We start from the raw sequence: 22712 nt of genomic DNA, 5'->3' as shown, positions 1-22712 counted from the left end.
AGCACTGACTCGACGTCGTCGGTCGGCGTCTTGATTCGCTTGACGAGGACGTCGCAGCTGGCGTCCCGAAGGACCTTATCGAGGTGACTCCCCAGGACGATATCCCGTCGTGGCGGTCGACCGCGCCACCCCAGCAGGACCGCGTCGACGTCGTACTTGTCGACCGCGCCGACGATCCCCGTGGCCACGCCGCGTGCCATTCGGATCCGCCTGTCGACGGGGATACCCCGGGACTCGACGGACGCCGCGGCCTCCTCGAGCATCACCTCGGTCTCGTCCTCGAGGAGGTATCGCCGTCCGTCCTGCAGCGACAGCTGGGCGGGAACCTCGAGGACGTACACCAGCAGGATGCGGTAGGAACGGTCGTTCGCGATATCGATCGCGGTGTCGAGCTGACGGTCCGCGGTCTCGGCGTTCGCGACCGGGACGAGCAGGGTCCCGTCGACGTCCGTGGTGTGGGTCGTCGTCGTCATGATCGACTCACCGAACGATCGTCACTGGGACGGGAGCTCGACGCGTCACCGTCTCGGCGACGCTCCCGATCAGAATCCGCGAGATGCCCGAGCGCCCGTGGCTGCCGATGACGACGTGGTCGACGTCCTCGGTCTCCGCGTACTCGAGGATCGTCCGGGAGGCGCCGCCGGTCTCGACGGCGGTCTCGAGGTCGATCGTCTCCAGGACGCCGGCCTCCCGAAGCCGCTCGCGGGCCTCCTCACAGATCTCCTCGCCGCGCTCCCGTGCGCGGTCGAACGCAACGGGATCGTAGTAGCCGCCCTCGGCGCCCGCGTACGAGCCCGCGGAGGGGTCGACGACGTGCAGGGCGGTGATCCGACTACCCTCGTAGTTCTCGGCGGCGTGCTCGAGCGCGGCCCACGAGGGCTCCGACCCGTCCAGTGGAACCAGGATGTGTCGTGCCATACGAGGGTCGACGCGATCCGGACATAAAGCGTTCCGTGATAATTCTCGACGATGCGGAACGGCCGACCGCTCTCTGGAGTCGCGGACCGAAGGGGTTCCGTTCGCCTAACTCCTCGTGTCCGGATCCGCGACATTCTCCTGCTGGAGAATTACCATTATATGTCTCTTCGGTGTAAGTGCGACGATGTTCGACAGGATCCTCGTTCCGGTGGACGGCTCCGATCACTCCCGGCGCGCGCTACAGGTTGCGGCGACCGAGTTCGAGACGAACGAGATCGTCGTCTTGCACGTACTCGATCCGTTTCGCGCCGCCTCGACGACCGAGGAGGCGGTCTGGAACCGCGAGTACATGGACGAGCGCGAACGCGAAGCCGAGGAACTGCTCGAGGAGTACGCCGAGTTCGGGGCCGAGTTCGACGTCCCGGTCAGGACGGAACTCGCCCGCGGATCGCCCGCGCGGGCGATCGTCGGTGCCGTCGACGACCTCGACGTCGATCACATCATCGTCGGGAGCCAGGGCCGATCGGGAATCGGCCGCGTGCTGCTCGGCAGCGTGGCAGAAACCGTCTCGAGACGGGCGCCCGTCTCCGTGACGATCGTTCGCCCAGAAAAGTAGCGCGGGATCCTCCCGCTTCGCCGCGACCGCAGAGCTACGGTTCCGACGGGACCTCCTTCCGTCCCGACAGCGTCTCGGGATCGAGCTGAAAGTCCCGAAACTGAAGCTCCTCGCGGGGTCGCTCGAAGACGTCGATCTCGGGGATCTCGATCCCCCACATCCCCTGGACGGTCGTCGAGTCGTACGACGCCTCCTCGACGGGCTCGAGCCGACCCGTCGCGACGGCGCTACGCCAGCCGTCGTCGGTTTCCGCGTACGTGACGAACGACACCGGTCGGTCGACGAGCTCGGTCTTCCGACTCTCCGGCGGTAGCGAGAGTCGGAAGTAGAACGCTTCGACGTCGGCGTTGTACCCGTAGGAGACGGGTATCGAGGCCGGCGCGGTGCCGGCGTCGGCGCCGAAGGAGATGACGCCCGTTCCGCCCCGTCCGAGGAACGCCTCGAGCTCCGACCCGCTCAGCTGGTGCCAGCGTGAGTCGTGCATACTCCGGCGAACGACTCGAGGCCGCAAAATACCTCGTTCCGGAAAACCGAACGGTCCGGACGACGAGAACGCGCCCTCGAGGATTAATATCCGCGCGGTAGTGGGACGGGTATGACGTTCGTCGTTCCGTTCGACGGTTCGGAGCTCGCGGTGGTCGCACTCGTCCGTGCACTCGAGTACGGACGCGCCCTGGAGGAAGAGGTCGTCGCGGTCAGCATCGTCCCCGAACGAAAGCGCTACGCACGGGAGAAGGGGTGGATCGACGACGAGGAGCCGTTCGATCCCGAACGGATCGTCGCGACCCTGCGGGACCAAGTCCGTGAGGTGGCTCCGGAGGCGTCGTTCGACGCCGAACGCATCCGAGAGTTCCCGCCCGAGGATCGGCTGGCCACCCACATCGAGCGACTGGTTCTCGAGCACGAGCCAAGTGTCGTCTTCCTCGGCAGCGACAACGTCGGCCGCGTCGTAACGCCGCTGACCAGCGTCGGCGTCCACCTCGCCGCCGAGGACGCCTACGACGTGTTCGTCGTCCGCCACCCCTCGCCCCCGACGGTCGCGGGGATCGATCCCCACGAGTCGTTCTACGACGAGTCCTGATCGTCGGTCGTTCGCACGGTCAGCACGGGCCCGTTCGCCGACGGAACCACGCGCTGAGAGACGTCGCTGACCAGTCCCTCGAGGGGCGACTGCTTTCGGTACCCGTCGCGAGCGGGCCGCGCGGTCGTCGACGGAGGTCCAGAGGTCGCGTCCGTTACTCGTTCCAGACCGGCGACCGGCCCAGACAGTAGAGAAAGCTCGTCCAGCCGACGACGAGCCCGGCGACGACGATCAGAAAGTCGAGCAGCGACGTTCCGATCAGGACGTCGATCCCGACGCCGACGCTCAACAGCACCAGACTGACGAAGATCCCGGCGTGACAGAGTCGCTCCGTGCTCGCCATGCGACCACCGTACCACGACCGGTTATTAAACACTTAGCCAGTCTGATGGTTTCCGTGACAGTCAGATTCGTTCATCGGGGAGGGGACCGGCCCCATCGAGACGAGGACGAATTGGGACCGGCGTCGTCGTCGCGCTCGCAGCGTCAGCGAACGGTCAACACCGGACAGCGCGCTCGTCGCAGGACGCGAGCGGTAGTGCTTCCCAGCAGATCGCCGGTGGCCCCGCCGCGTCCCCGCGTTCCCATTGCGATCAGGTCACCCTCGAGCCCGTCCGCGTACTCGAGGAGTTCCTCGTCGGGGACCCCCCGAAGGACGTCGGTCTTCACCGACAGCCCCCGCTCGCGAGCGTCCTCGGCGACCGCCTCGACCGCGTTTCGGCCGCCCTCCTTCAGCAGGCCGACCATGCTTCGAGAGGTCTCCTCGAGGTCGTAGCTGGTGGTGTCGACCACGTAGGGAACGTAGACGGACGCGTCGTAGGTCTCGGCGAACTCGAGGCCGCGCTCGGCGGCGCGTTCGGCGGCGTCGCTGCCGTCGGTTGGGATCACGACGCGGTCGTACGAGAGAGCGTCGACGGCCGGCGCATCGTCCTCGAGCCGAACCGCGACCACGGGGCGGTCGGCCCGGGCGATCACGCGCTCGGTCGTGCTGCCGAGCCCGACCGCCGGGTCCTCTCGAGTGCGGGTTCCCATCACGATCAGATCGACGTTTTCGGTCGTGGCGTACTCGAGGATGAGCTCGTGGGGACTCCCTTCGCGGACGGCTCGCGTCGTCTCGACGTCGAGCTCCGCCGCACGCTCCTGGACGCGGGCGGTCGCCTCCCGTCCCTGCTTTTCGGCCCGCCCCCGGAGTTCGTCGCGCGCTTGCTGGTCGAGTCCGACGGGTTCGGCGCCCGTTTCGACCACCGAGAGCACGTGGACCGTCGCATCGAACCGTCGAGCGAACTCGAGCGTGCGGTCGACCGCGCCGTCGGCACCGTCACCGCCGTCGATCGGAAGGAGGATCGTCGAGTACATTATCGTCGCGTTGTACGTGACGGGCCCATAAGAAACATCACCGAGCGAGCGACGGCCGTCCCCGCCCCGGGCTATTTGCTTCGCGGCCGCGTCAGTACCTGCAGCCATGACCGCTCCCAGGTTCGGCCACGTCGCCCCTCGAGATCTCGCGCTGTTCACCGACCGGTACGAGCTGACGATGATGCAGGGGTACCACGACGCGGACCACGACCCGCTCGCGACGTTCTCGGTGTACTTCCGATCGTTGCCGTCGGATCGCGGCTACGCCGTCGCCGCGGGCCTCGAGCAGGTGCTGGCGGCCCTCGACGCACTCGAGTTCGACGCCGACGCGCTGGCGTTTCTCGCCGACCAGGGGTTCGACGACGCGTTCCTCGCCGAACTGGAGTCGTTTTCCTTCAGCGGCGAGATTCGCGCGGTTCCGGAGGGAACGCTTGTCTTCCCGAACGAACCCATACTCGAGGTGACCGCGCCGATCCTCGAGGCCCAGCTGCTCGAGACGCTGATGCTCAACCAGGTCGGCTACCAGACGCTCGTGGCGACGAAGGCCGCGCGGATGGCCGACGTCGTCGCCCGTCACGGCGACGAGCAGGCGCTGGTCGACTTCGGTTCCCGGCGAGCCCACGGCGTCGACGCGGGGCTCAAGGCCGCCAGAGCCGCCTACGTCGGCGGGTTCGACGGCACCTCGAACGTCCTCGCGGGTGAGCGGTTCGGGGTGCCGACGTACGGGACGATGGCTCACTCGTGGGTCCAGAGCTTCGAGACCGAACGGGCGTCGTTCGAGGCGTTCGCCGACAGCTACGGCGACGACGCGATCTACCTCGTCGACACCTACGACACGGTCCGGGGGGCCGAGCGCGCGGTCGCCGTCGCCGACGAGCGCGGCGTCCGGCTGGGCGGGGTGCGCCTCGACTCGGGGAACCTGATCGAACTCTCGAAGGCGGTCTCGGAGATCGTCGGCGACGCCGGCATCGTCGTCTCCTCGAGCGTCGACGAGTTCTTCCTCCGGGAGTTTTTCGACGCGGGCGGGGTGGCGACCGCGTTTGGCCCTGGAACGGCGCTGACGACGAGCATGGACGCCCCCAGCAGCGGCGTCGTCTACAAGCTCACCGCCGTCGAGCGCGACGACGAACTCGAGCCGAGTATGAAGCTCTCTCCGGGGAAGGTGACCTACCCCGGCCAGAAGGAGACGTACCGCGTCGAACGGGACGGCTCGTTCGTTCGGGACGTCCTCGCGACGCGCGAGGAGTCCGTGGAGGGGCGACCGTTGCTCGAGACCGTCGTCGAGGACGGCTCGCTCGTCGCCGACCCGCCGACCCTCTCCGAGATCCGCGAGCGAACCCGAAGTCAGCTCGAGGGGCTTCCCGAGCGCCACCGACGGGTCTCCGAGCCCGACGCCTACGAGGTCCGGATCAGCGACGGGCTCGAGCGCCTCAGGCGGCGGACGGAACGGGAGATCGCGGACCGCGAGCGGTGAGGGCGAACGCGTGACGACGTCCGATCCGGCCCGTCGGCAATCGGTTCGTTCGGCACGAGGAGTATTACACACATATGTATGTAAGGGTTTTCTATCGGATTCCGGCTATTCGCCACGGTCGAGGACGGGTATCGGAAGCGGCCTCTCGGACCGCAATCGAACGGTAGCGTCCCGTCGGTCGCCAATCCCAATCGGCGGGCCGTCGACGCGGGTCAGTCTCGGGAAGCGGCGGGTGAACGAAGAGTGCGTCGCAGACGAACACCATCGCGGTCAGCGCCCCGAGTAACAGCCCCAGGTGGAACGCGAGCGGGGTGAGCAGACCGACCAGTGCGCCGCCCGCCAGACAGACGACGATGCTGCCGAGGAGTTCGTCGTAGTAGTCGGTCATCGGTTCTCACCTCGACTAGGAGGACGGTATGCCAGAAGATAACGCCCCCCATAGATTCCCAGCAAGTGAGAACGCGGAACGAGACCGATCGGCCGAGAAACGAGCTAGCGATCCGTCGCGCTCCACAGTCGTTCGAGTTACTCGGTTTCGATCTCGATATCGCCGACCTGTGTCGACTCGTGATACGTACAGATGTACGTCGTCATCTCCTCGGTCGCCGTGACGCCCTCGAGCGTCGTCTCCTCGCCCTCCTCCTCGACGTCGTCGCTCTGGTAGTCCTCGACGATCTCGCCGTCTTCGTCCCGAATCTCCAGGTTGTGGAGGATCCCGTCGGCGTTGACCCACCTGAAGTCGTACTCCTGGCCCTCGATGAGGGTGATCGTCGGGTTCTCTTCCCCCTCGAGGAACTCCGGCTCGATCCCACCCCAGTGAGAGACCTGGCCATCGAAGTAGAACTCGTCGACGGCCGCCCAGTCCTCGTCGCCCGCCCCGTTGTCCGGTTCCTCCTCGTCGTCTGCTGGTTCTTCCTCGTCGTCGTTTCCACAGCCCGCGAGGAACACGACGGTCGATGCGCCCGCAAGCCGTAACAGATCTCTCCGCGCGGTCTCGGTCATCGGGTCGTCGCTACACCGGAGGGGATAGTAAACACCGTTTGCGATGACGGTAACAGTCTCGAGTGATCGGTAGTCACCGATCCTGTCTCGTTCGAGTCGTCGCCGAGCGGTGCGTTCCACGCCGCGGGCCGCACTACGAGAGGGTCCATCCACCCGTCTTGCGGCCGGTGAGTTCCTCGATCTCGAGTTCGTACACCGACCACTCGAGGGCGTCGAGATCCTCGTCGAAGATCCGCGGCTTACCGAACCGCTCGATCATCGTCGCCTCGTCGAACGCCGCGCTCTCCTCGTCGGTCAGTTCGCGGATCGGTCCGAGGGCGACGACGCTCCAGGAGCCGTCGGGTGGTTCGACGGCGTACAGCAGGAGACAGGCCTCGGTGGTCGCCTCGAGGTACGACAGCTTCTTGCTCGCGCCGTCGTCGGTGAGCCGGACGTACAGCGCTCCGTCCTCGTAGTAACAGCCGACGGGGATCGCGTAGGCCGATCCCTCGCTCGCCAGCGCGAGGACGCCGGTGTCGGTCGCCTCGAGTGCTTCGAGGATCTCGGTCTCGTCCATTCCGAACGTGTACACGTACCCGATTCGATCGAGGGACATATCCGACCCTACGTGCGGACGGGCTATGAATCGCCACCCCTTACCATCGGGGCTTCTCGATCGGTTGTGCTGCGTCGTCGGGGCGTTCCCCGGAAGCGCGCTCCGTCGACCCGTACGCCGAGCGAACCGCACCGATGTTGAGTGCCGTGATCACGTCGGTTCGCGTGACCAGTCCCGCGAGCCGCTCGCGGTCGTCGAGGACGACGAGGCGCCCGATATCGTTCCGCTGCAAGGAGACGAGCGCCTCCCAGGCCTCCTCGCTCGGCGAGAGGGTCTCGAGGTCGGTCGTCATCACGTCTCGAACCGTCCGCGAGCCCCGTTCGCTCGGCGGGACCGTTCGGGCGTCCTCGAGGGTGACGACGCCGGCGACCGAGCCGTGCTCGACGACCGGAAACCCCGTGTGGCGGTGCTCCATCATCGCGTCGAGCAGTTCGGTGATCGTCGTCTCCGGGGAGACGGTGTCGAGTTCGTCGACAGGTGTCATCAGATCCGCGACGGTGATCCCCTCGATGGCGGCCTGAATCGCGGTCTGGCGGGCCTCCCCGGTCGCCGCGATGTAGATGAAGAAGGCGATCGCGATCAGGAAGATGTTGAACGCGAGCAGGCCGAACAGTCCCAGGAGGAGGGCGAACGTCTTCCCGACCTGTGCGGCCTGCGCCGTCGCGACGGCGAACGGACGGTTCCGTCCCAGGATCGCCCGGAGGACTCGTCCGCCGTCCATCGGAAACCCCGGCAGCATGTTGAACGCCGCCAGGACGACGTTGATCACCGCCAGGTACGCGAAGACGAACTGCGCGGTCTCGAGGGTCGCCGGAGTCGCCACGACGAGCGCGTAGAACCCGACCCCGAGGCCGACGCTGACGATCGGGCCGGCGATCGCGATCGCCAGCTCCTGGCGCCAGTTGGTCGGCTGCTCCGAGAGCTGTGCGACGCCGCCGAGCAACCAGAGCGTGATCGAGTCGATCGGAAACCCGTAGCGGATCGCGACGACCGAGTGGCCGAGCTCGTGTGCCAGGACGCTCGCGAACAGGCCGATCGCCGCGGCCGCGCCGAGCAGCCACGGCGTCGAGCCCGTCGTGACCGCCTCGACGTCGATCGCCGTGCCGAGTACCCCGTTGAGCACGGGCACGAGATCGCCGACCTGGATCGCGATGAGCCACGCGAACACCGGCAGGATCAACAGAAAGGTGACGTCCAGCTTGATCGGGATCCCCAGCAGCGAGCCGATCCTGAAGCTCCTGAACATGGGCTCAGTACGGCTCGAGCGACCTTAGCTCACCGCCTCACTCGAGCCGTTCGAGCCAAACGACCGGGACGATCCGCTCGACCTCCTATAGATCCGAGCGCCGGAACACCAGCTGGCTGACGCCGAGCAACGCGACGGTCATCGCGACGAGGACGACGACGCCGACGAGGTCGTACGTCCCCTCGAGCAGGATCTCGTTGGGGTCGTAGTACCGCATCGGGGCGACGGCGCCGAGCTCCTCGTAGTCGGTTTCGGCGAGCAAGGACTCGACGAGAAACAGCGCGAACGTGACCCCCAGGGCGACCCGCTGGGCGATCCCCACGCGGTCGAAGGCAACCGAACAGAGCAGCCCGATCCCGGCGCAGGCGAAGAGATAGGGGATCGACAGCAGGTGGACCGCGAGGACGTCGGTGACCGACAGCGACTCGTCGATCAGCCGGGCGCCGAGGAGGACGACCGGCGGCGTGAGGAGGTTAACGATGAGGATCGGAACCGAGATCGCGGCGAACTTCTCGGCGACGAGCCGGGCGCGCGAGATCGGCATCGCCAGCAGGGTGTCCATCCGGCCCCGGTCGACGTCGTCGGCGATCACGCCAGCCGTCGCGTAGGCGACGTACAGCCCGAGCAGGATGATCCAGCCGAACGTGTAGAGTTCGAAGGCGAGAAACCCCTCGAGCGAGGCCATCGTCTCGATTCGGAACAGCCGGAGCATCTCCTCGGGGTATGCCTCGAGCAGTTCGTCCCCGCCGAGGGCGTCGCTGAACGAGGGGTAGACCCAGATGACCAGCGCCGCAAGCAGCGCCATCCCGGCCGAGAGGTAGACGCTGCCCTTGAGTCGGTTTCGACCCTCGTAACGCGTGATCTCAAACATCGTCCTCACCCCCGTAGAACCGCATGAAGACGTCCTCGAGGGGCGCCTCCTCGATCGCGAGGTCGATCAGCTCGTAGTCGGCGAGTCGCTCGAGGACGGCGTTGATGTCGCCGGTAAACGTAAAGAGGCACTCGGTGAACGCGGTCGACGGATCGGCCCCCTCGTGGCCGTCGGAGACGCTCGTCTCGAGGTCGTGGACCCCCTCGACGTCGAGGGCGTCGATCGGGATCGGGTCGGCGCTGCGGATCCGGATCACCTTGCCGCTGCGTCGCAACAGCGCGTCGACGGGTTCGATGGTGACGAGCCGTCCGTCGCGGATGATGCCGACTCGATCGCAGAGCCGGCGGACCTCGCTCAGGTTGTGCGAGGAGAAAAACACCGTTACGCCCCGCTGGCGTTCGGCCCGGAGGAAGTCGGCGAAGCGCTGGCGCATCAGCGGATCGAGCCCGTTGGTCGGCTCGTCTAAGATCACCAGGTCGGGATCGTGCATAAAGGCCGTCACGATGCCGAGCTTCCGGGCGTTTCCCTGCGAGTACTCCCGTATTTGGCGCTCGACGGGCGGATCGAACAGCTCGAGCAGTTCGTCGCGCCTGCTGTCGCCTTTGATCGAGGCGTGGAGGTCGAGGACGTCGGTACCGGTCCGTTGCTCGTCGAACCCGGGTTCGTCCGAAAGGTAGCCGATCCGTCGTTTGGCCTCGAGGAGCGAGCCCTCCTCGCGAACGTCCTGCCCGAGCACGCGGGCCGTCCCCGACGTCGGCGAGATGAACCCCAGTAGCAGCCGAATCGTCGTCGTCTTCCCCGCGCCGTTCGGGCCGAGAAAGCCGAATATCTCGCCGTGTTCGACGGTAAACGTCACCGAGTCGTTCGCGACGACCTCACCGTAGTCCTTGGTGAGTTCCTCGAGTTCGATTGCGGCCATACCGAACGGTACAGCAACCGTGGATATATGGCTGGCTGAACAGTTCGTGAGAACGAGACGAACGGTCGTCGTCGGTCGCGAGCACAGAGATGCGGCGTCGATCGGGTCCTACTCGAGGCAGACGCTGCCGTCCGATCGAACCGTCACGTCGTAGCCTCGATATCGGAAGGTCAGTCGGCCGTTTCGCGACGCGTTCGGGGTCGCCGTCGCGTCGAAGAGGCCGTCGATCGCGTTCGGGTCCACCGCGTCGTACAGCGGGGGCTCGAGTTCAGTCGGATCGACTCCCTCCGCGTTCGCGACGGCGTCGACGACGCGCAGACTGGGACTTCTCGGCGAGGAGTGCGACGATCCGGACATGTTAGATCAACAGCTGGACGTCCGACTCGGCCATGTGCTGGAGTGCGGTGGCCGCGCCGACGCCCGTCGTTACGCCGTCGTAGAAGTCGTCCTCGTCGTACTCCATCAGCTCGACGGTCATCTGGCAGGCCTGCAGTTCGACCCCGCTCTCGAGGGAGACGTCGATCAGTTCCTCGATCGTCGCGGTGCCGTTCTCGTCGATCTTCTTCTGCATCATCCGGGTGGCCATCGAGTCCATCCCCGGCAGCGCGGCCAGCGCGTTCGGCAGCGGCATGTTGGGGTTGCCGACCGCGCTCAGCTTCAGTTTCTTCGATTTCTCCTCGTGGAGGATGTCCAGCCCCCAGAACGTGTGGAAGACGATGACCTCCCAGCCGAAGGCGGCTGCGGTGCTCGCGAGGATCAGGGGCGGGTACGCCATGTCGAAACTACCCTTGGTCGCGACGATCGTCATCTTCTTCTGCTCGTCGCCGACCTCGGTCTCGAGACCCGCGACCTTCTCCTCGAGCTCCGCGATTCGCGCCTCGAGTTCGGCCTCGCTCATCGATTCGCCGTCTCCGGTCGGTGATTGGGTCTCCGTGCTCATCTTACGCCGTCTTCTCCACGTAGTGGGTGTACAGGTCTCCCTCCTCGACCTGCTCGAGGAGTTCGACGCCGTCGGTCCCCTCGGCCCAGCCGCGGATGTCGCTCATGCTGCCCGAATCGGTCGCGACGACTTCGAGGACGTCGCCCTCCTCGAGGTCGTCGATCGCCTGTTTGGTCTTGACGATGGGCATCGGGCAGGACTGTCCTTTCACGTCGAGTGTCTCCGTTGCGGTGGGTTTCGAGCTCATAGTTGTTTTGTGCTCTGTATTGGAGCTATCACACAATACCCGACACAACCATAAAAGCGTGTCGATCATTGTGGGAGCCGCGAACAGCTCTCCGGCGAGAGATTCGGCTGCACTACTCTACTATACGTGCATGGATCAAATCCCGGTATTTCGGGGAAAAGCTCGCAGTCCAGCCCGCGACCCGTATTGTGAATAATGGGAAATACTATGCAAACTCTTATGTGGGCTCGGCCGGTACTGTGGGGTGTAGAAATGGACGACATGGACTTTCCCACACCGGACGCCGAGGTCGAGTCGGTCGCCCCGAGCGAGCTGAAGGCTCGCATCGATGCGGGCGAGGCGGTAACGCTTCTCGACGCCCGCATGGGCAGCGACTACGAGGAGTGGCGCATCGACGGCGAGAGCGTCGAGTCGATCAACGTTCCCTACTTCGAGTTCCTCGACGAGGAGATCGACGAGGACGTTCTCGCGAAGATTCCCGACGACCGCGAGGTGACGGTTCTCTGCGCGAAAGGCGGCGCCAGCGAGTTCGTCGCAGGCGCGCTGAAGGACCGCGGTTACGACGTGAACCACCTCGAGGAGGGGATGAACGGCTGGGCGCGGATCTACGAGGCCGTCGAGGTCGAGCGCTACGAGGGAAGCGGAACGCTGCTGCAGTACCAGCGTCCGTCCTCGGGCTGTCTCGGCTACCTCGTCTACGACGACGGCGAGGCGGCCGTCATCGACCCGCTGCGCGCGTTCACCGACCGCTACCTCGACGACGCCGCGGAACTCGGCGTCGACCTGACGTACGCCGTCGACACGCACGTCCACGCCGATCACATCTCGGGCGTCCGCGACCTCGCCGAGGAGGGCGTCGAGGGCGTCGTCCCCGATGCAGCGGTCGACCGCGGGGTCACCTACGCCGACGAGATGACGCTGGCCGAGGACGGCGACGAGTTCCGGGTCGGCGACGCCGTCATCGAGACGGTCTACACGCCCGGTCACACGTCCGGGATGACCTCCTATCTGATCGACGGCGAGTTGCTCGCAACGGGTGACGGCCTCTTCGTCGAGAGCGTCGCCCGCCCCGACTTAGAGGAGGGCGACGAGGGTGCCGAGGACGCCGCCCGGCAGCTCTACGAGACCCTACAGGAGCGCGTACTCTCGTTGCCCGACGAGACGCTTATCGGCGGCGCACACTACAGCGATGCTGCCGAGCCCGCCGAGGACGGCACCTACACCGCGCCGATCGGCGAGCTTCGCGAGAAGATGGCCGCGCTGTCGATGGACGAAGACGAGTTCGTCGATCTGATCCTCTCGGATATGCCGCCACGGCCCGCCAACCACGAGAAGATCATCGCGACGAACCTCGGGCAACAGGAGACCGACGACGACGAGGCGTTCGAACTCGAGCTCGGCCCGAACAACTGCGCCGCCAGCAAGGACTCGCTGGCCGGTGACTAACTTCCTCGACCAGCCGAATGGCACCTGAACTCATCGCTCCCGCGCTGTACGAGACCCTCTTCCCCGCCGGAATCAGTCGGTACGCCGTCGGGGGACTGCTCGTCGGCCTCGGGGCCGTCGTCATCTATCTGGGAACCGGCATCGCCGCCGGCGCGAGCACGTTCCTCGAGTCGACGCTGTCGTACGTCTCGGACCAGTCGCGGTTCCAGCGGTACGTCAGCTCGCGCGACTGGCGGGTCGTGTTCACGCTCGGGATCGTCGGCGGTGCGGCACTTTATGCCCTTACCTTCCAGTCGGGGCTCGTCTCGAGCGGACTGTACGAGCCCGGCACGACCGGCGAACTCCGGGAGGTTGGCGGATTCACGATCTGGCTGACCGACGTCCAGCCCTGGCGGCTGTTCCTCGGCGGGATCCTCGTCGGAATCGGCACCCGGATCGGCAAGGGCTGTACCTCGGGCCACGGCGTCTGCGGCGTCGGCTCGGCCTCGAAGACGTCGATTGTCGGCGTGATCACGTTCCTGACCGTCGCGATCGGGACGGCCCAGATCGTGATGGCATTGGGGGTGAGCCCGTAACCATGGCTGACCGACACCCCCTGTTCATGCCGCTGATCTTCGTCGGCGGCCTGATCTTCGGCTTCGGGCTCGGCTTCAGTCACATGGCCCGTCCCGAGGTCGTGCTGAACTTCCTGCAGTTCGAGGACTTCGGGCTGCTGTTCGTGATGGGCGGCGCGGCGGTCGTCACGGGCCTGGCGTTCGCGCTCGTTCCGCGACTGCGCGAGCGGGCGCCGCTGACCGGCGACACGTACGGTCGACGGCTGAAGTCGTTCGACCGCAACGTGCTGATCGGCGGCGGCATCTTCGGCGTCGGCTGGGGCCTCTCGGGAATCTGTCCCGGCGCGGCCTACGCCAGCCTCGGCGTCGGCAACGTCACGATCCTGTGGGCGCTGGCGGGGATGTTCGTCGGCGCCTACGTCCAGGGCGTCTGGCGCAGCCAGCGCGCCGCCAGCGAATCGACGCCGACGGGCGCCGACTGACCCGATTCTCACGCTCCCAGCTACACGATGGATCCAACGACGCTACTGCTGTTCGCCGTCGCCGCGGTCTCGAGCCTGTTTATGGCCTGGGTGATCGGCGCTGGCTCGAGCGGCGCGACCCCCTTCGCGCCCGCGGTCGGCGCCAACGCGATCGGGACGATGCGGGCCGCCTTCGTCGTCGGCCTCCTCGGCTTCGCCGGGGCCGTCACGCAGGGGGCGAGCGTCTCCGAGGCCGTCGGACGCGATCTGATTCACGGCGTCTCGCTGCCCGTCTCGAGCGTCATCGTCGTCCTGCTGATCGGCGCGGGGCTGATGGCGATCGGGATCCACACCGGCTACCCCGTCGCGACGGCGTTTACCGTCACCGGTGCGGTGATCGGCGTCGGCATCGCGCTGGGCGGCGATCCCGCCTGGGCGAAGTACGCCGAGATCGGCGCCGTGTGGCTGCTCACCCCCTTCGTCGGCGGCGGACTCGCCTACGCAATCGCCAGCGTCCTTCCGCGTTCCGACGTCGCCGAACGCGACAGCGTTCCGGTGCTCGCCGGCTTCGTCGGGGCCGTCGTCGCCAACCTCGAGTTCGCGTTCTTCGAGCGGGGAACCCTCGTCGCGACGGGTGCCGACGTCCTCCCGCTCGAGAGTCCCGTCGTCGCGGGTTCGCTCACGCTCGGCGCCGGCGTCCTCGCGGCGCTCGCCGTCCGGTGGGACGTCACCCGGGACGAGGCGGGCGGGCTGCGACGGTTTTTGCTCGTCCTCGGGGGGCTCGTCGCGTTCTCCGCGGGGGCGAGCCAGGTCGGACTCGCCGTCGGCCCGCTGCTCCCGCTGCTCGACGAGGTCTCGATGGTCTCGCCGATCGTCGTCCTGCTCGGCGGCGGGGTCGGAATCCTCGCCGGCTCCTGGACGGGCGCACCGCGGATGATCAAGGCGATCTCGCAGGAGTACGCCTCGCTCGGCCCCCGGCGGTCGATCGCGACGCTCGTCCCCTCGTTTCTGATCGCCCAGACGGCGGTCCTGCTCGGCGTTCCCGTCTCGTTCAACGAGATCATCGTCAGCGCCGTCATCGGTGCCGGGCTGGCCGTCGGCGGAGGCGCCGGCGTTAGCCCCCGGAAGCTGGGCGTGACGGTGGTCGCCTGGATTGGCTCGTTCGCGCTCGCGTTCGGCCTCGGCTACGGGACGATGGCCCTGCTGGCTCTCTGAGGACCGTCTCGAAGGGGCGCCATCGCCCGGTTTCGCAACTATTAGGCGCTCGAGAAGCCAACCATCGGCTATGGAAGAGCTATTCCTCCGGGCGGCACGTGGCGAACGGACCGAGCGCCCGCCGGTGTGGATGATGCGACAGGCGGGCCGGTACCTCCCGGAGTATCGCAAACTGCGCGAGGACTACTCCTTTCTCGAGGCGATCTCGACGCCCGAGATCGCGACGGAGATCACCCTCCAGCCCTGGGAGCGGTTTCGGCCCGACGGCATCGTCATGTACTCGGACATTCTCACCGTACTCGAGCCGCTCGACTTCTCGTATCACCTCGAGTCCGGCGTCGGCCCGGTCGTCGAGAACCCCGTCGAGTCCCCGGACGACACCCGCCGGGAACGGGGCGACGTCGAGGAGGAACTGTGGTACGTCGGCGAGCTCCTCGAGCGGCTGAGCGACGAACTCGGCGAGCAGGCCGCGGTGCTGGGCTTTACTGGAGGGCCGTTCACGCTTGCAGCCTACGTCTGCGAGGGAACCCCCTCGCGGTCGTTCATGGACGTCCGCCGATTGCGCGCGGAGCACCCGGAGGCGTTCGAGCGCCTGCTCCGGGCGTTTACCGACATCATCGTCGACTACGTCCGCTTCCAGGTCGAGTCGGGGGCGGACGCGATCCAGCTGTTCGACACCTACGGCGGCCTGCTCTCTCCCGCGGACTACCGGCGATTCCTCCTCCCCCTCCACCGGGAGATCGTCGACGCGGTCGACGTCCCCACGATCGTCTTCGTCCGCAACGTCAGCGGCAACCTCGACCTGCTCGAGGAGACCGGCGCGGACGTAGTCAGCCTCGACTGGACGGTCGAACTCGAGGAGGCCCGCGAGGAGCTGGGCGACGTGGCGATCCAGGGCAACCTCGACCCGGCGTTGCTGTACGGCGATCCCGAGACGGTCAGGGACCGAACTCGAGACGTTATCGCGGCCGCGGGCGATACGGGTCACATTCTGAATCTGGGCCACGGCGTCGACCGCAACGTCCCCGTCGAGAACGTCGAGGCGTTCTTCGAGGCGGCGAAATCGGTCTCACACGAGAAGTAGCGGACGTCCCGAACTCGAGGGTGAGACGGGGGCCACCCTCGGGATCGGAACGCACGGATCGACGACCCAACCGCCGTCCGCCCGTAGATCTCCGATCGATCACTCTCGCTCGAGTACGGCGGGGACGTCTCCGAACCCGCCGCCATCGTACCGATACGCCGTCCACCCGACGTTTCTGGCGCCGTCGGTATCCGCCCCGTCGTCACCGATCATCGCGTAGGTGTCAGCCGGAAGACGCCGTTCGGCGGCCCGATACGGGGCCGCGTTCGGTTTGTGCGCGCCGGTCTCGTAGGAGGCCACGACCGCGTCGAAGTACTGCTCGAGGTCGTGCTCGCGGAGTTTGTACCGCTGCCACTCGGGGACGCCGTTCGTGAGGACGCCGAGCGAGCCGTCCGCCGACAGTCTCTCGAGGTCGCGGTCGGCGCCCTCCGGCGGGTGACAGGCTCGAGCCTCCCGCCTGCGGAGCTCCTCGGCGAGTTGGTCCGACTTCGAACACCCGATAACGCTGGTGAACGCTCGCCTCACCGGATTCGGCTCGTGGGCCTCGAACGATTCGTAGAAGGCGTCGTTGTACTGCTCGATCCACTCCGCCCGCAGTTCGTTTACTACCGATTCAAACGTCTCGGCCAGAATCTCGCGATAGCCGCGGCGCCACTCGAGCAGCGTTCCGTCGAGATCGAAGAATATCGCCCTCGTCGTCATCTCGTCGAGCTACGACGGCATGGCTGATGTGCGTTCTCCTGTACTCACCGACTGCCACTCGAAAGAAGGACGCTACTACTCCCGGACGGGAGAGGGCTGCACGTTTCCTGACCCGCCTTGTCAACGAGCGACTGCGGGCTCGGTTGCACGTTCCAATCGGACTCCTCGAAGTCGACGACTCCCGGACTCGGTAGCAGTACTCGAGCGAGTCTTACTGCGGCGGCAGTCCCGCGTTGTAACAGTACGTGCCCGGTTCGGGCCGACACTCGCACTGGCGAAGCTGGTAGTACGACGGCTCGAAGCCAGAGAGGAACGGCTCGACGGTGTCGGCGAGCAGCGTCGCGAACCGCGGGTCGTCGTGGGGGACCGGGACCCGGTGGAGCTCGAGGCCGACGTCGGCGGCGTCCTCGCGCAGGTCGATGTCGAGTTCGACCAGGGTCTCGGACTGCTCGTGCATGAAGCTCATCGGCTCGACGACGACGCGTTCGGCCTCGCCCTCGAGGCCCTCGACGACGTCCTCGGTGTCGGGTTCGGTCCACTCGATCCCGCGGTTGGCGTGGTTCTGGTAGCCGATCTCGTAGTCGTCGATTCCGAGGAGGCTGGCGATCGCCGTGGCGTGTTCCTCGACGTACTGGTCGTACCGGCTGCCCTCCGCGAGGTACTTCTTCGGGGTTCCGTGTGCCGAGAAGACGAACGCGGTGTCGGGGTCCTGGAGATCGACGCCTTCCTCGTCGACGAACTCGCGGATCCCCTCGGCTCTGAGCCGGTTGTAGACGGGAACCCGGTGCCAGCCGGTGATAGCCGTGAACTCCGGCTCGTAGCCGTCGATGTCCTCGATCGAGGACTCGAGCGAGTCGATCGAGGAAACCGTCGTCGAGGGGCCACACAGCGGGTAGATCGGCACGGCGATCACCGAGTCGATGCCGTCGTCGGCCAGCGTCGCCGGGAGGTCGGTGATCAGCGGCTCCATGAACTGCATCGCGTGGTAGAGCTCGACCTCGTGGCCGCGCTCGGTAAGGGCGTCCTCGAGGGCTGCGGCCTGGGCGCCCGCCTGCTCCTGGAGCGGCGAGCCGCCGATCGACTCGTACTCCTCCATCAGGCTCGGCAGCCGTCGCTCGGCCAGCTCACGCGAGCGCTCCCACGCCGCCTCCTCGGAGTCGGCCTCCTCGAGGTCGGCGTTGTCGAAGAAAATCCGGGAGAGATACTCGAGTACCGTGCCGCGGTCCGGTACGGCCGGTTCGCCGAAGTTCAACAGGACGACGCCGGTTGTCATAGCCGGCCGTTAGGACGGTGCCGGTATAGGTACTTCGAAGCCGGAACCCGACTCCCTCCCCGCTTGCACCCATCACGACCGGCTCGTCCCCTCATTTGGCAGGTGTCGCCTCGCCGGCGAGCTCGTCGGCGATCGCCCTCGCGGTTCGGATGCGTCCCGGGATCCCGGGCCGGCCGACGAAGTTCGTACAGAGATGGATCCCGTCGGGAAGCTCGAGGTCGTCGGTCGCCGTCCACGAGCGGTCGTACGCCGGCATTCCGGGTTCCCAGCGGTGGACGTGGATCGGCGTCGCCGGGGCGCCGGTGATCCGCTCGAACTCGGCGGCGCCGACCCGACCCAGCTCCTCGTCGTCGGCCTCGGCCAGCGGCGGGTAGCTCAGCGGGTCGATGTAACACGTAAACAGCCCATCCCGGTCGAGGAAGCTCGAGTTCCAGGTGAGGCCGCTGATCCGGACGTCCGATCCCGGCGGGACGAGCGTCCCGATCCCGGTGCCGTCGAACGCCGACTCGAGAAAGACCATCCCGATCGGGTTGTAGTTGAACCGGCGCAGCGTTGCCTCCAGCTCGGCGTCGATCGGTGCGAGCAACTCGGCGCAGATCTCGGCGGGCGCCGTCAGGACGACCTCGTCGACGCGCTCGCTCCCGTCGGCGGTGTGGAGCTCGTACCCGTCGGCTCGCTCGCGGATCGACTCGACGGGCGTCTCGAGGTGGATCGAGTCGGCGTGGGCCTCGTACAGGCCGTTCGTCAGCTCGCCCAGCCCGTCCTCGAAGGTACACATTGGCGGGGTGTCGCGATCCTCGAGCAGCTTCCTGGCGACCCACAGGAGGACGCTTCGCTCGATGCCGGCCTTCTCGAGGACGCGTCCGAGCGAGTACTCCACGAGCATATCCCGGGGATCGGTCCCGTACAGTCCGCTATACAGCGGTCCGAGGTACCGTCGCGCCGCCTGCGTCCCGAACGCTCGAACCAGATACTCGTCGACGGTATCGTTCGGCCGCGGCGGTCCCATCAGGGGCTCGAGGAGCATCCGGAGCTTGCCCGTGGGGGTGAGCAGGTCGGTCGTCAGCGCCTCGCGAACCGACAGCGGCGCCACCTTCAGCTCGCCGTCGTGGTAGACGTAGATCGGCTGCTCGTCGTCGCCGAACTCCAGGCGATCGCGGAGCCCGAGGTCGTCGACCATCGACTCGAGTCCCGGCGTCAACCGGAGCCGCTGTGGCCCCAGCTCGACGACGTGATCGCCCACGCGTCGGCTCCGTACGACTCCGCCGGGTTCCTCGCGCGCCTCGAACGCCGTCACGTCGACGTCTCGCTTCGCGAGTGCGTGGGCGAGCGAGAGCCCCGAGATCCCTGCTCCGACGATACCGACCTTCATTATCCGTCCTTTCGAGCGGAGCCTTTTCGGTGTATCGTCACGCAGCCGACGCTGTCACGCGGTCGCTCGCTCCGGCACCAGTTAGCCGTGTCGCTCGATCAACGATTCGAGCGTTGCCCGGTCCTGGGCCCCGAGCAGTCGCTCGACCGGTTCGCCGTCGGCGTACAGCACGAGCGTCGGGACGCTGCGAGCGCCGAGTTGCCGGGCCAGGCGCTGGTGGGCGTCGACGTCGACTTTCGCGACCGCGGCGTCCGTCTCCGCAGCTAGCGACTCGATCGTCGGCTCGAGCATCTTGCAGGGGCCACACCAGTCGGCGTAGCAGTCGACCAGCACGACCTCGTGGTCGTCGACGACCGCCTGCAGGTGACTCTGCCCCTCGATCGCGATCGGCTCGGTCGGCGTCTCCGTTCCGTCTTCGCTCGGGTCGACGCCGTCCTCGAGGCGCCGTTGTAGTTCCCGTTTCTTCCGTTCGCGGATCCGCGCTCGCTCGTCGTCAGCAGTGTCGCTCATCATAACGACGGTACGCGCTCGTCGGGCATAACGGTTGTGTAGGATTAAAACAATACAGACAGGTCGTAACCGACTTTCGATCGGAGGTGATTCGGCGGACAGTTCTAGGCTCGCCGCCAGCAGCGCTCTTCGGGATATTTCCTTCGACTATTCCGGTTCGGAGGGAACCTGTGGCCGTGGTTATGATCCACAACACCGTACGTTCGAACGTGATCGAGTGATGACGACCGCACGTGAACAGTTCGGACGGGACGTATCGGTGCTCGCAGCGACCGTCGCCGTCCTCGTCGTCGCGACGGGAACCGCCGTCGCACAGAGCCACGGCGGAACGATGGGCGGCCGGGGTGGATGGGTCTGGCTGTTCTGGCCGCTGCTGGCAGTCGGTCTGCTCGCGCTCGCAGCCGGCTGGGCCGTGAGCCGTCACGGAGGCTCGACCGCACGCGAGCGAACCGGGACCACGGACCGGACGCTCGAGGAACTCCGCGAACGCTACGCCCGCGGCGACATCGCCGAGGAGGAGTTCGAGCGACGACGCCGGACGCTTCGGGGCAGAAGAGAGTGACGGGGCTCGAAATCGGCGCTGTCCCGACCCGAGGACGTCGCCGTGAGTCGTCTACTGATGAATACTTATTCCATCGACGGTACGAGTAGTAGTATGGAGACGTCCTCGAACGCGGTTTCGACCGCGTCCGACCGGTCGACGGTACCGACGGACCGACCGGTCGTCCGGCGGCAGGCAGCGTTCGTCGTGCTTACCTTTTTCGGGATGATGAGCGGGCTGCTCGGCGGCTGGCTCGGCGCTCCCGAGTCGTTCGTGTGGGGCAGCTACGCGGTCGCCTACGTCTTCGGCGGCTGGTACGGGCTCAAGGAGAGCGTCAAGGCCATCCGGGAACCCGCAGTGGAGATCGATCTCCTGATGATCCTCGCGGCGCTCGGGGCGCTGTTTATCCGCGCACCCTTCGAGGGAGCGATGTTGCTGTTTCTGTTCTCGCTGTCGGGAGTCTTAGAGGAGTACGCGATCGGCCGCTCCCGAACCGCGATCAGGTCGCTCATCGAGATGCGCCCGGAGTCGGCCCGGATCCTCAACGACGGGAGGGAAGTGACGACGCCGATCGACGACGTCGAGGTCGGCGACGTGTTCGTCGTCCGCCCCGGCGATCGGCTGCCGCTGGACGGCGTCGTCGAGTCCGGCGAGAGCACGGTCGACCAGTCCTCGCTCACCGGCGAGTCGGTGCCGGTGACGAAAGCACCCGGCGACGAGGTGTTCAGCGGGACGATCAACGAGACTGGCAGTCTCGAGGTGCGAGTCACCCGCGAGGCCCAGGAGTCGGCGATCTCTAGACTTATCAACATGGTCGAGCAGGCCCAGGAGAAGCGAGCGCCGACCCAGCAGCTCATCGACCGCTTCGAGCAGCCCTACGTGATGAGCGTCCTCGCACTGACCGCAGTCGCGATCGCACTCCCGATCGTGATCCTCGACCAGCCGTTCGATTCGACGTTCTACCGCGCGATGACGCTCATGGTCGCGGCCTCGCCCTGTGCGGTCATTATCTCGACGCCGGCGGCAGTGCTCTCAGCGATCTCCGCCGGCGGCCGACAGGGCGTCCTGTTCAAGGGCGGCGAACACATCGAGACGGCGGGGAACGTCGACGCCGTCGCCTTCGACAAGACCGGGACCCTGACCGAGGGCAACACTCGGCTGACCGACGTGAGCGCTCGAGGGAGCGCTGCTACCGACGGCGGCTCGAGCGACGTTGTGGCGGCCGCGAGCGGTTTCGACGGGGACCCCGAGGACGGACTGTTGGCGCTTGCGGCCGCCGTCCAGTCGCGGTCCGAACACCACCTGGCCGAGGCGACCGTCGACGCCGCCGAACAGCGGGGCCTCGAGATCCCCGCGGCGACCGGGTTCGAGGCGGTCGTCGGCAAGGGTGTCCACGCGACCGTCGAGGAGCGAACGCTCCATATCGGCAATCCCCGGTACGTTCGGACCGAACTCGAGGGACGATCGATCGCAGGTCTCGAGGACAGTCTCGAGGCCGTTCGCCGACTGGAAGCCGACGGGAAGACGAGCGTCCTCGTCGTCGAGGAAACCGACGAGCGGCTCCGCGTCCTCGGCTGGCTCGGCTTTAGCGATACGATCCGGGCCGACGCGGCCGAGACCATCGAACGGCTCCGCGAGCGCGGCGTCGAGCGGATCGTCATGCTCACGGGCGACAACGAACGGGTCGCCAACTACATCGCCGAGGAGCTCGGGATCGACGAGGTGTACGCGGAGCTGCTTCCCGAGGAGAAAGTCGACCACATCGAGGCGCTCCAGGAGCGCCACGAGGCCGTTGCGATGGTCGGCGACGGGGTCAACGACGCGCCTGCGCTCGCGACGGCCGACATCAGCATCGGAATGGGTGGTGCGGGAACCGACGTCGCCCTCGAGACGGCCGACATCGTGCTCATGTCGGACAGGCTCGATCGGTTGCCGTACGCGTTCGCGCTCAGCAAGGAGACGCGCCGAACGCTGTATATCAACTTCGCCATCGCGTTCGGCGCGATCGCGATCATGATCGTGGCGATCCTCACGGCTGGGATCCCGTTGCCGGTCGCCGTGGTCGGTCACGAGGGTTCGACCGTGCTGGTCAGCCTGATCGGGTTGCGGCTGCTCCGGTTCGACGGCTGATACGGTCTGCTGTACCGATGTACCGGGGCGACCGCAGGAGGGCTCGCGGTCGCTCCGGAAATGACCTACAGTAGTCCGTATGAGAGGGCCGTCGACGCGCTCCGGTCGTCCCCGATCGGACAGTTGCAGGTCCTCGAGGCGGGTTCACCGTTCGGAACG

General features: G+C 66.8%; 28 protein-coding genes. 10 read left to right on the top strand and 18 right to left on the bottom strand.

The window, feature by feature from the left end; genetic code table 11:
* Together QA609_RS13500 and QA609_RS13495 are read right to left on the bottom strand one after the other, a co-directional pair.
* The coding region (locus QA609_RS13500; RefSeq protein WP_278303137.1) for a universal stress protein at positions 1-473 on the bottom strand (473 nt) is incomplete at its 3' end.
* Between the two features lie 7 nt (positions 474-480).
* Positions 481-918, bottom strand: coding sequence for a universal stress protein (locus QA609_RS13495; protein ID WP_278303136.1), 438 nt, complete (start codon positions 916-918; stop codon positions 481-483).
* 184 nt (positions 919-1102) lie between these two features.
* Between QA609_RS13495 and QA609_RS13490 the strand changes: the two genes are divergently transcribed.
* Entirely contained in the window at positions 1103-1534 is a 432-nt protein-coding gene (locus QA609_RS13490) for a universal stress protein (protein WP_278303135.1), read from the top strand.
* 34 nt (positions 1535-1568) lie between these two features.
* Here QA609_RS13490 and QA609_RS13485 read toward each other — a convergent pair whose 3' ends face one another.
* A complete protein-coding gene (locus QA609_RS13485; protein ID WP_278303134.1) occupies positions 1569-2018 on the bottom strand; it encodes a pyridoxamine 5'-phosphate oxidase family protein in 450 nt (149 codons plus the stop codon).
* 111 nt (positions 2019-2129) lie between these two features.
* Between QA609_RS13485 and QA609_RS13480 the strand changes: the two genes are divergently transcribed.
* Positions 2130-2615 carry a universal stress protein gene (locus QA609_RS13480; RefSeq protein ID WP_278303133.1) on the top strand — a complete coding sequence of 162 codons (486 nt, stop codon included), beginning with the start codon at positions 2130-2132 and terminating at the stop codon, positions 2613-2615.
* Between the two features lie 154 nt (positions 2616-2769).
* Here the strand turns inward: QA609_RS13480 and QA609_RS13475 are convergent, their stop codons facing one another.
* Both QA609_RS13475 and QA609_RS13470 read right to left on the bottom strand, forming a co-directional pair.
* Entirely contained in the window at positions 2770-2958 is a 189-nt protein-coding gene (locus QA609_RS13475) for a hypothetical protein (protein WP_278303132.1), read from the bottom strand.
* A 143-nt stretch (positions 2959-3101) separates the two neighbouring features.
* Positions 3102-3971, bottom strand: coding sequence for a universal stress protein (locus QA609_RS13470; RefSeq protein ID WP_278303140.1), 870 nt, complete (start codon positions 3969-3971; stop codon positions 3102-3104).
* Between the two features lie 106 nt (positions 3972-4077).
* On the opposite strand from QA609_RS13470, the gene QA609_RS13465 reads away from it, so the two are divergent.
* Positions 4078-5445 (top strand): nicotinate phosphoribosyltransferase, encoded by a 1368-nt coding sequence (locus tag QA609_RS13465; protein WP_278303131.1) that lies wholly within the window; start codon positions 4078-4080, stop codon positions 5443-5445.
* 91 nt (positions 5446-5536) lie between these two features.
* Here the strand turns inward: QA609_RS13465 and QA609_RS13460 are convergent, their stop codons facing one another.
* The 9 genes from QA609_RS13460 to QA609_RS13420 form a co-directional block, all read right to left on the bottom strand.
* Complete coding sequence (locus tag QA609_RS13460; protein WP_278303130.1) at positions 5537-5833, bottom strand: hypothetical protein; 297 nt, start codon at positions 5831-5833, stop codon at positions 5537-5539.
* A gap of 137 nt (positions 5834-5970) precedes the next feature.
* Positions 5971-6447, bottom strand: a complete 477-nt coding sequence (locus QA609_RS13455) for a PKD domain-containing protein (protein WP_278303129.1) — start codon at positions 6445-6447, stop codon at positions 5971-5973.
* 133 nt (positions 6448-6580) lie between these two features.
* The gene (locus QA609_RS13450; protein ID WP_278303128.1) at positions 6581-7042 is read right to left on the bottom strand and encodes a pyridoxamine 5'-phosphate oxidase family protein; all 462 of its coding nucleotides are present in this window, start codon (positions 7040-7042) and stop codon (positions 6581-6583) included.
* Between the two features lie 40 nt (positions 7043-7082).
* On the bottom strand, positions 7083-8288 hold the full coding sequence (locus tag QA609_RS13445) for a CBS domain-containing protein (RefSeq protein WP_278303127.1): 1206 nt from the start codon (positions 8286-8288) through the stop codon (positions 7083-7085).
* Between the two features lie 85 nt (positions 8289-8373).
* Entirely contained in the window at positions 8374-9159 is a 786-nt protein-coding gene (locus QA609_RS13440; RefSeq protein WP_278303126.1) for an ABC transporter permease subunit, read from the bottom strand.
* On the bottom strand, positions 9152-10078 hold the full coding sequence (locus QA609_RS13435; protein WP_278303125.1) for an ABC transporter ATP-binding protein: 927 nt from the start codon (positions 10076-10078) through the stop codon (positions 9152-9154). The genes QA609_RS13440 and QA609_RS13435 overlap by 8 nt, the downstream gene beginning before the upstream one ends.
* A 108-nt stretch (positions 10079-10186) precedes the next feature.
* On the bottom strand, positions 10187-10435 hold the full coding sequence (locus tag QA609_RS13430; RefSeq protein ID WP_278303124.1) for a HalOD1 output domain-containing protein: 249 nt from the start codon (positions 10433-10435) through the stop codon (positions 10187-10189).
* Position 10436: 1 nt separating this feature from the next.
* Positions 10437-11018 carry a DsrE/DsrF/DrsH-like family protein gene (locus tag QA609_RS13425; protein ID WP_278303123.1) on the bottom strand — a complete coding sequence of 194 codons (582 nt, stop codon included), beginning with the start codon at positions 11016-11018 and terminating at the stop codon, positions 10437-10439.
* A gap of 1 nt (position 11019) precedes the next feature.
* Entirely contained in the window at positions 11020-11265 is a 246-nt protein-coding gene (locus QA609_RS13420; RefSeq protein WP_278303122.1) for a sulfurtransferase TusA family protein, read from the bottom strand.
* A gap of 252 nt (positions 11266-11517) precedes the next feature.
* On the opposite strand from QA609_RS13420, the gene QA609_RS13415 reads away from it, so the two are divergent.
* The 5 genes from QA609_RS13415 (at position 11518) to hemE (ending at position 16025) form a co-directional block, all read left to right on the top strand.
* Positions 11518-12711, top strand: a complete 1194-nt coding sequence (locus QA609_RS13415; protein WP_278303121.1) for an MBL fold metallo-hydrolase — start codon at positions 11518-11520, stop codon at positions 12709-12711.
* A gap of 17 nt (positions 12712-12728) precedes the next feature.
* Positions 12729-13286, top strand: coding sequence for a YeeE/YedE family protein (locus QA609_RS13410; RefSeq protein WP_278303120.1), 558 nt, complete (start codon positions 12729-12731; stop codon positions 13284-13286).
* 2 nt (positions 13287-13288) lie between these two features.
* A complete protein-coding gene (locus tag QA609_RS13405) occupies positions 13289-13747 on the top strand; it encodes a DUF6691 family protein (RefSeq protein WP_343233799.1) in 459 nt (152 codons plus the stop codon).
* 27 nt (positions 13748-13774) lie between these two features.
* Positions 13775-14941 carry an inorganic phosphate transporter gene (locus QA609_RS13400; RefSeq protein ID WP_278303119.1) on the top strand — a complete coding sequence of 389 codons (1167 nt, stop codon included), beginning with the start codon at positions 13775-13777 and terminating at the stop codon, positions 14939-14941.
* Positions 14942-15011: 70 nt separating this feature from the next.
* Positions 15012-16025: a uroporphyrinogen decarboxylase gene (gene hemE, locus QA609_RS13395; RefSeq protein WP_278303118.1), complete on the top strand. Its 1014-nt coding sequence runs from the start codon at positions 15012-15014 to the stop codon at positions 16023-16025.
* 99 nt (positions 16026-16124) lie between these two features.
* Here hemE and QA609_RS13390 read toward each other — a convergent pair whose 3' ends face one another.
* The 4 genes from QA609_RS13390 to trxA form a co-directional block, all read right to left on the bottom strand.
* Positions 16125-16727, bottom strand: coding sequence for an HAD family hydrolase (locus QA609_RS13390; RefSeq protein WP_278303117.1), 603 nt, complete (start codon positions 16725-16727; stop codon positions 16125-16127).
* A 211-nt stretch (positions 16728-16938) separates the two neighbouring features.
* Positions 16939-18000, bottom strand: a complete 1062-nt coding sequence (hemH, locus tag QA609_RS13385; protein ID WP_278303116.1) for a ferrochelatase — start codon at positions 17998-18000, stop codon at positions 16939-16941.
* Between the two features lie 91 nt (positions 18001-18091).
* The gene (hemG, locus tag QA609_RS13380) at positions 18092-19372 is read right to left on the bottom strand and encodes a protoporphyrinogen oxidase (protein ID WP_278303115.1); all 1281 of its coding nucleotides are present in this window, start codon (positions 19370-19372) and stop codon (positions 18092-18094) included.
* An 81-nt stretch (positions 19373-19453) separates the two neighbouring features.
* Entirely contained in the window at positions 19454-19882 is a 429-nt protein-coding gene (gene trxA, locus QA609_RS13375; RefSeq protein ID WP_278303114.1) for a thioredoxin, read from the bottom strand.
* A gap of 220 nt (positions 19883-20102) precedes the next feature.
* Between trxA and QA609_RS13370 the strand changes: the two genes are divergently transcribed.
* The gene (locus tag QA609_RS13370) at positions 20103-20444 is read left to right on the top strand and encodes an SHOCT domain-containing protein (RefSeq protein WP_278303113.1); all 342 of its coding nucleotides are present in this window, start codon (positions 20103-20105) and stop codon (positions 20442-20444) included.
* Positions 20445-20537: 93 nt separating this feature from the next.
* Entirely contained in the window at positions 20538-22553 is a 2016-nt protein-coding gene (locus QA609_RS13365) for a heavy metal translocating P-type ATPase (protein ID WP_278303112.1), read from the top strand.
* Positions 22554-22712: the final 159 nt, after the last annotated feature.

Origin of the sequence: Natronococcus sp. A-GB7 (assembly GCF_029688865.1) — an archaeon.
In the GTDB taxonomy this organism is placed as follows: Archaea; Halobacteriota; Halobacteria; order Halobacteriales; family Natrialbaceae; genus Natronococcus.
The sequence above is the reverse complement of the archived record's forward strand: the minus strand, read 5'-3'. Positions and strand labels throughout refer to the sequence as shown.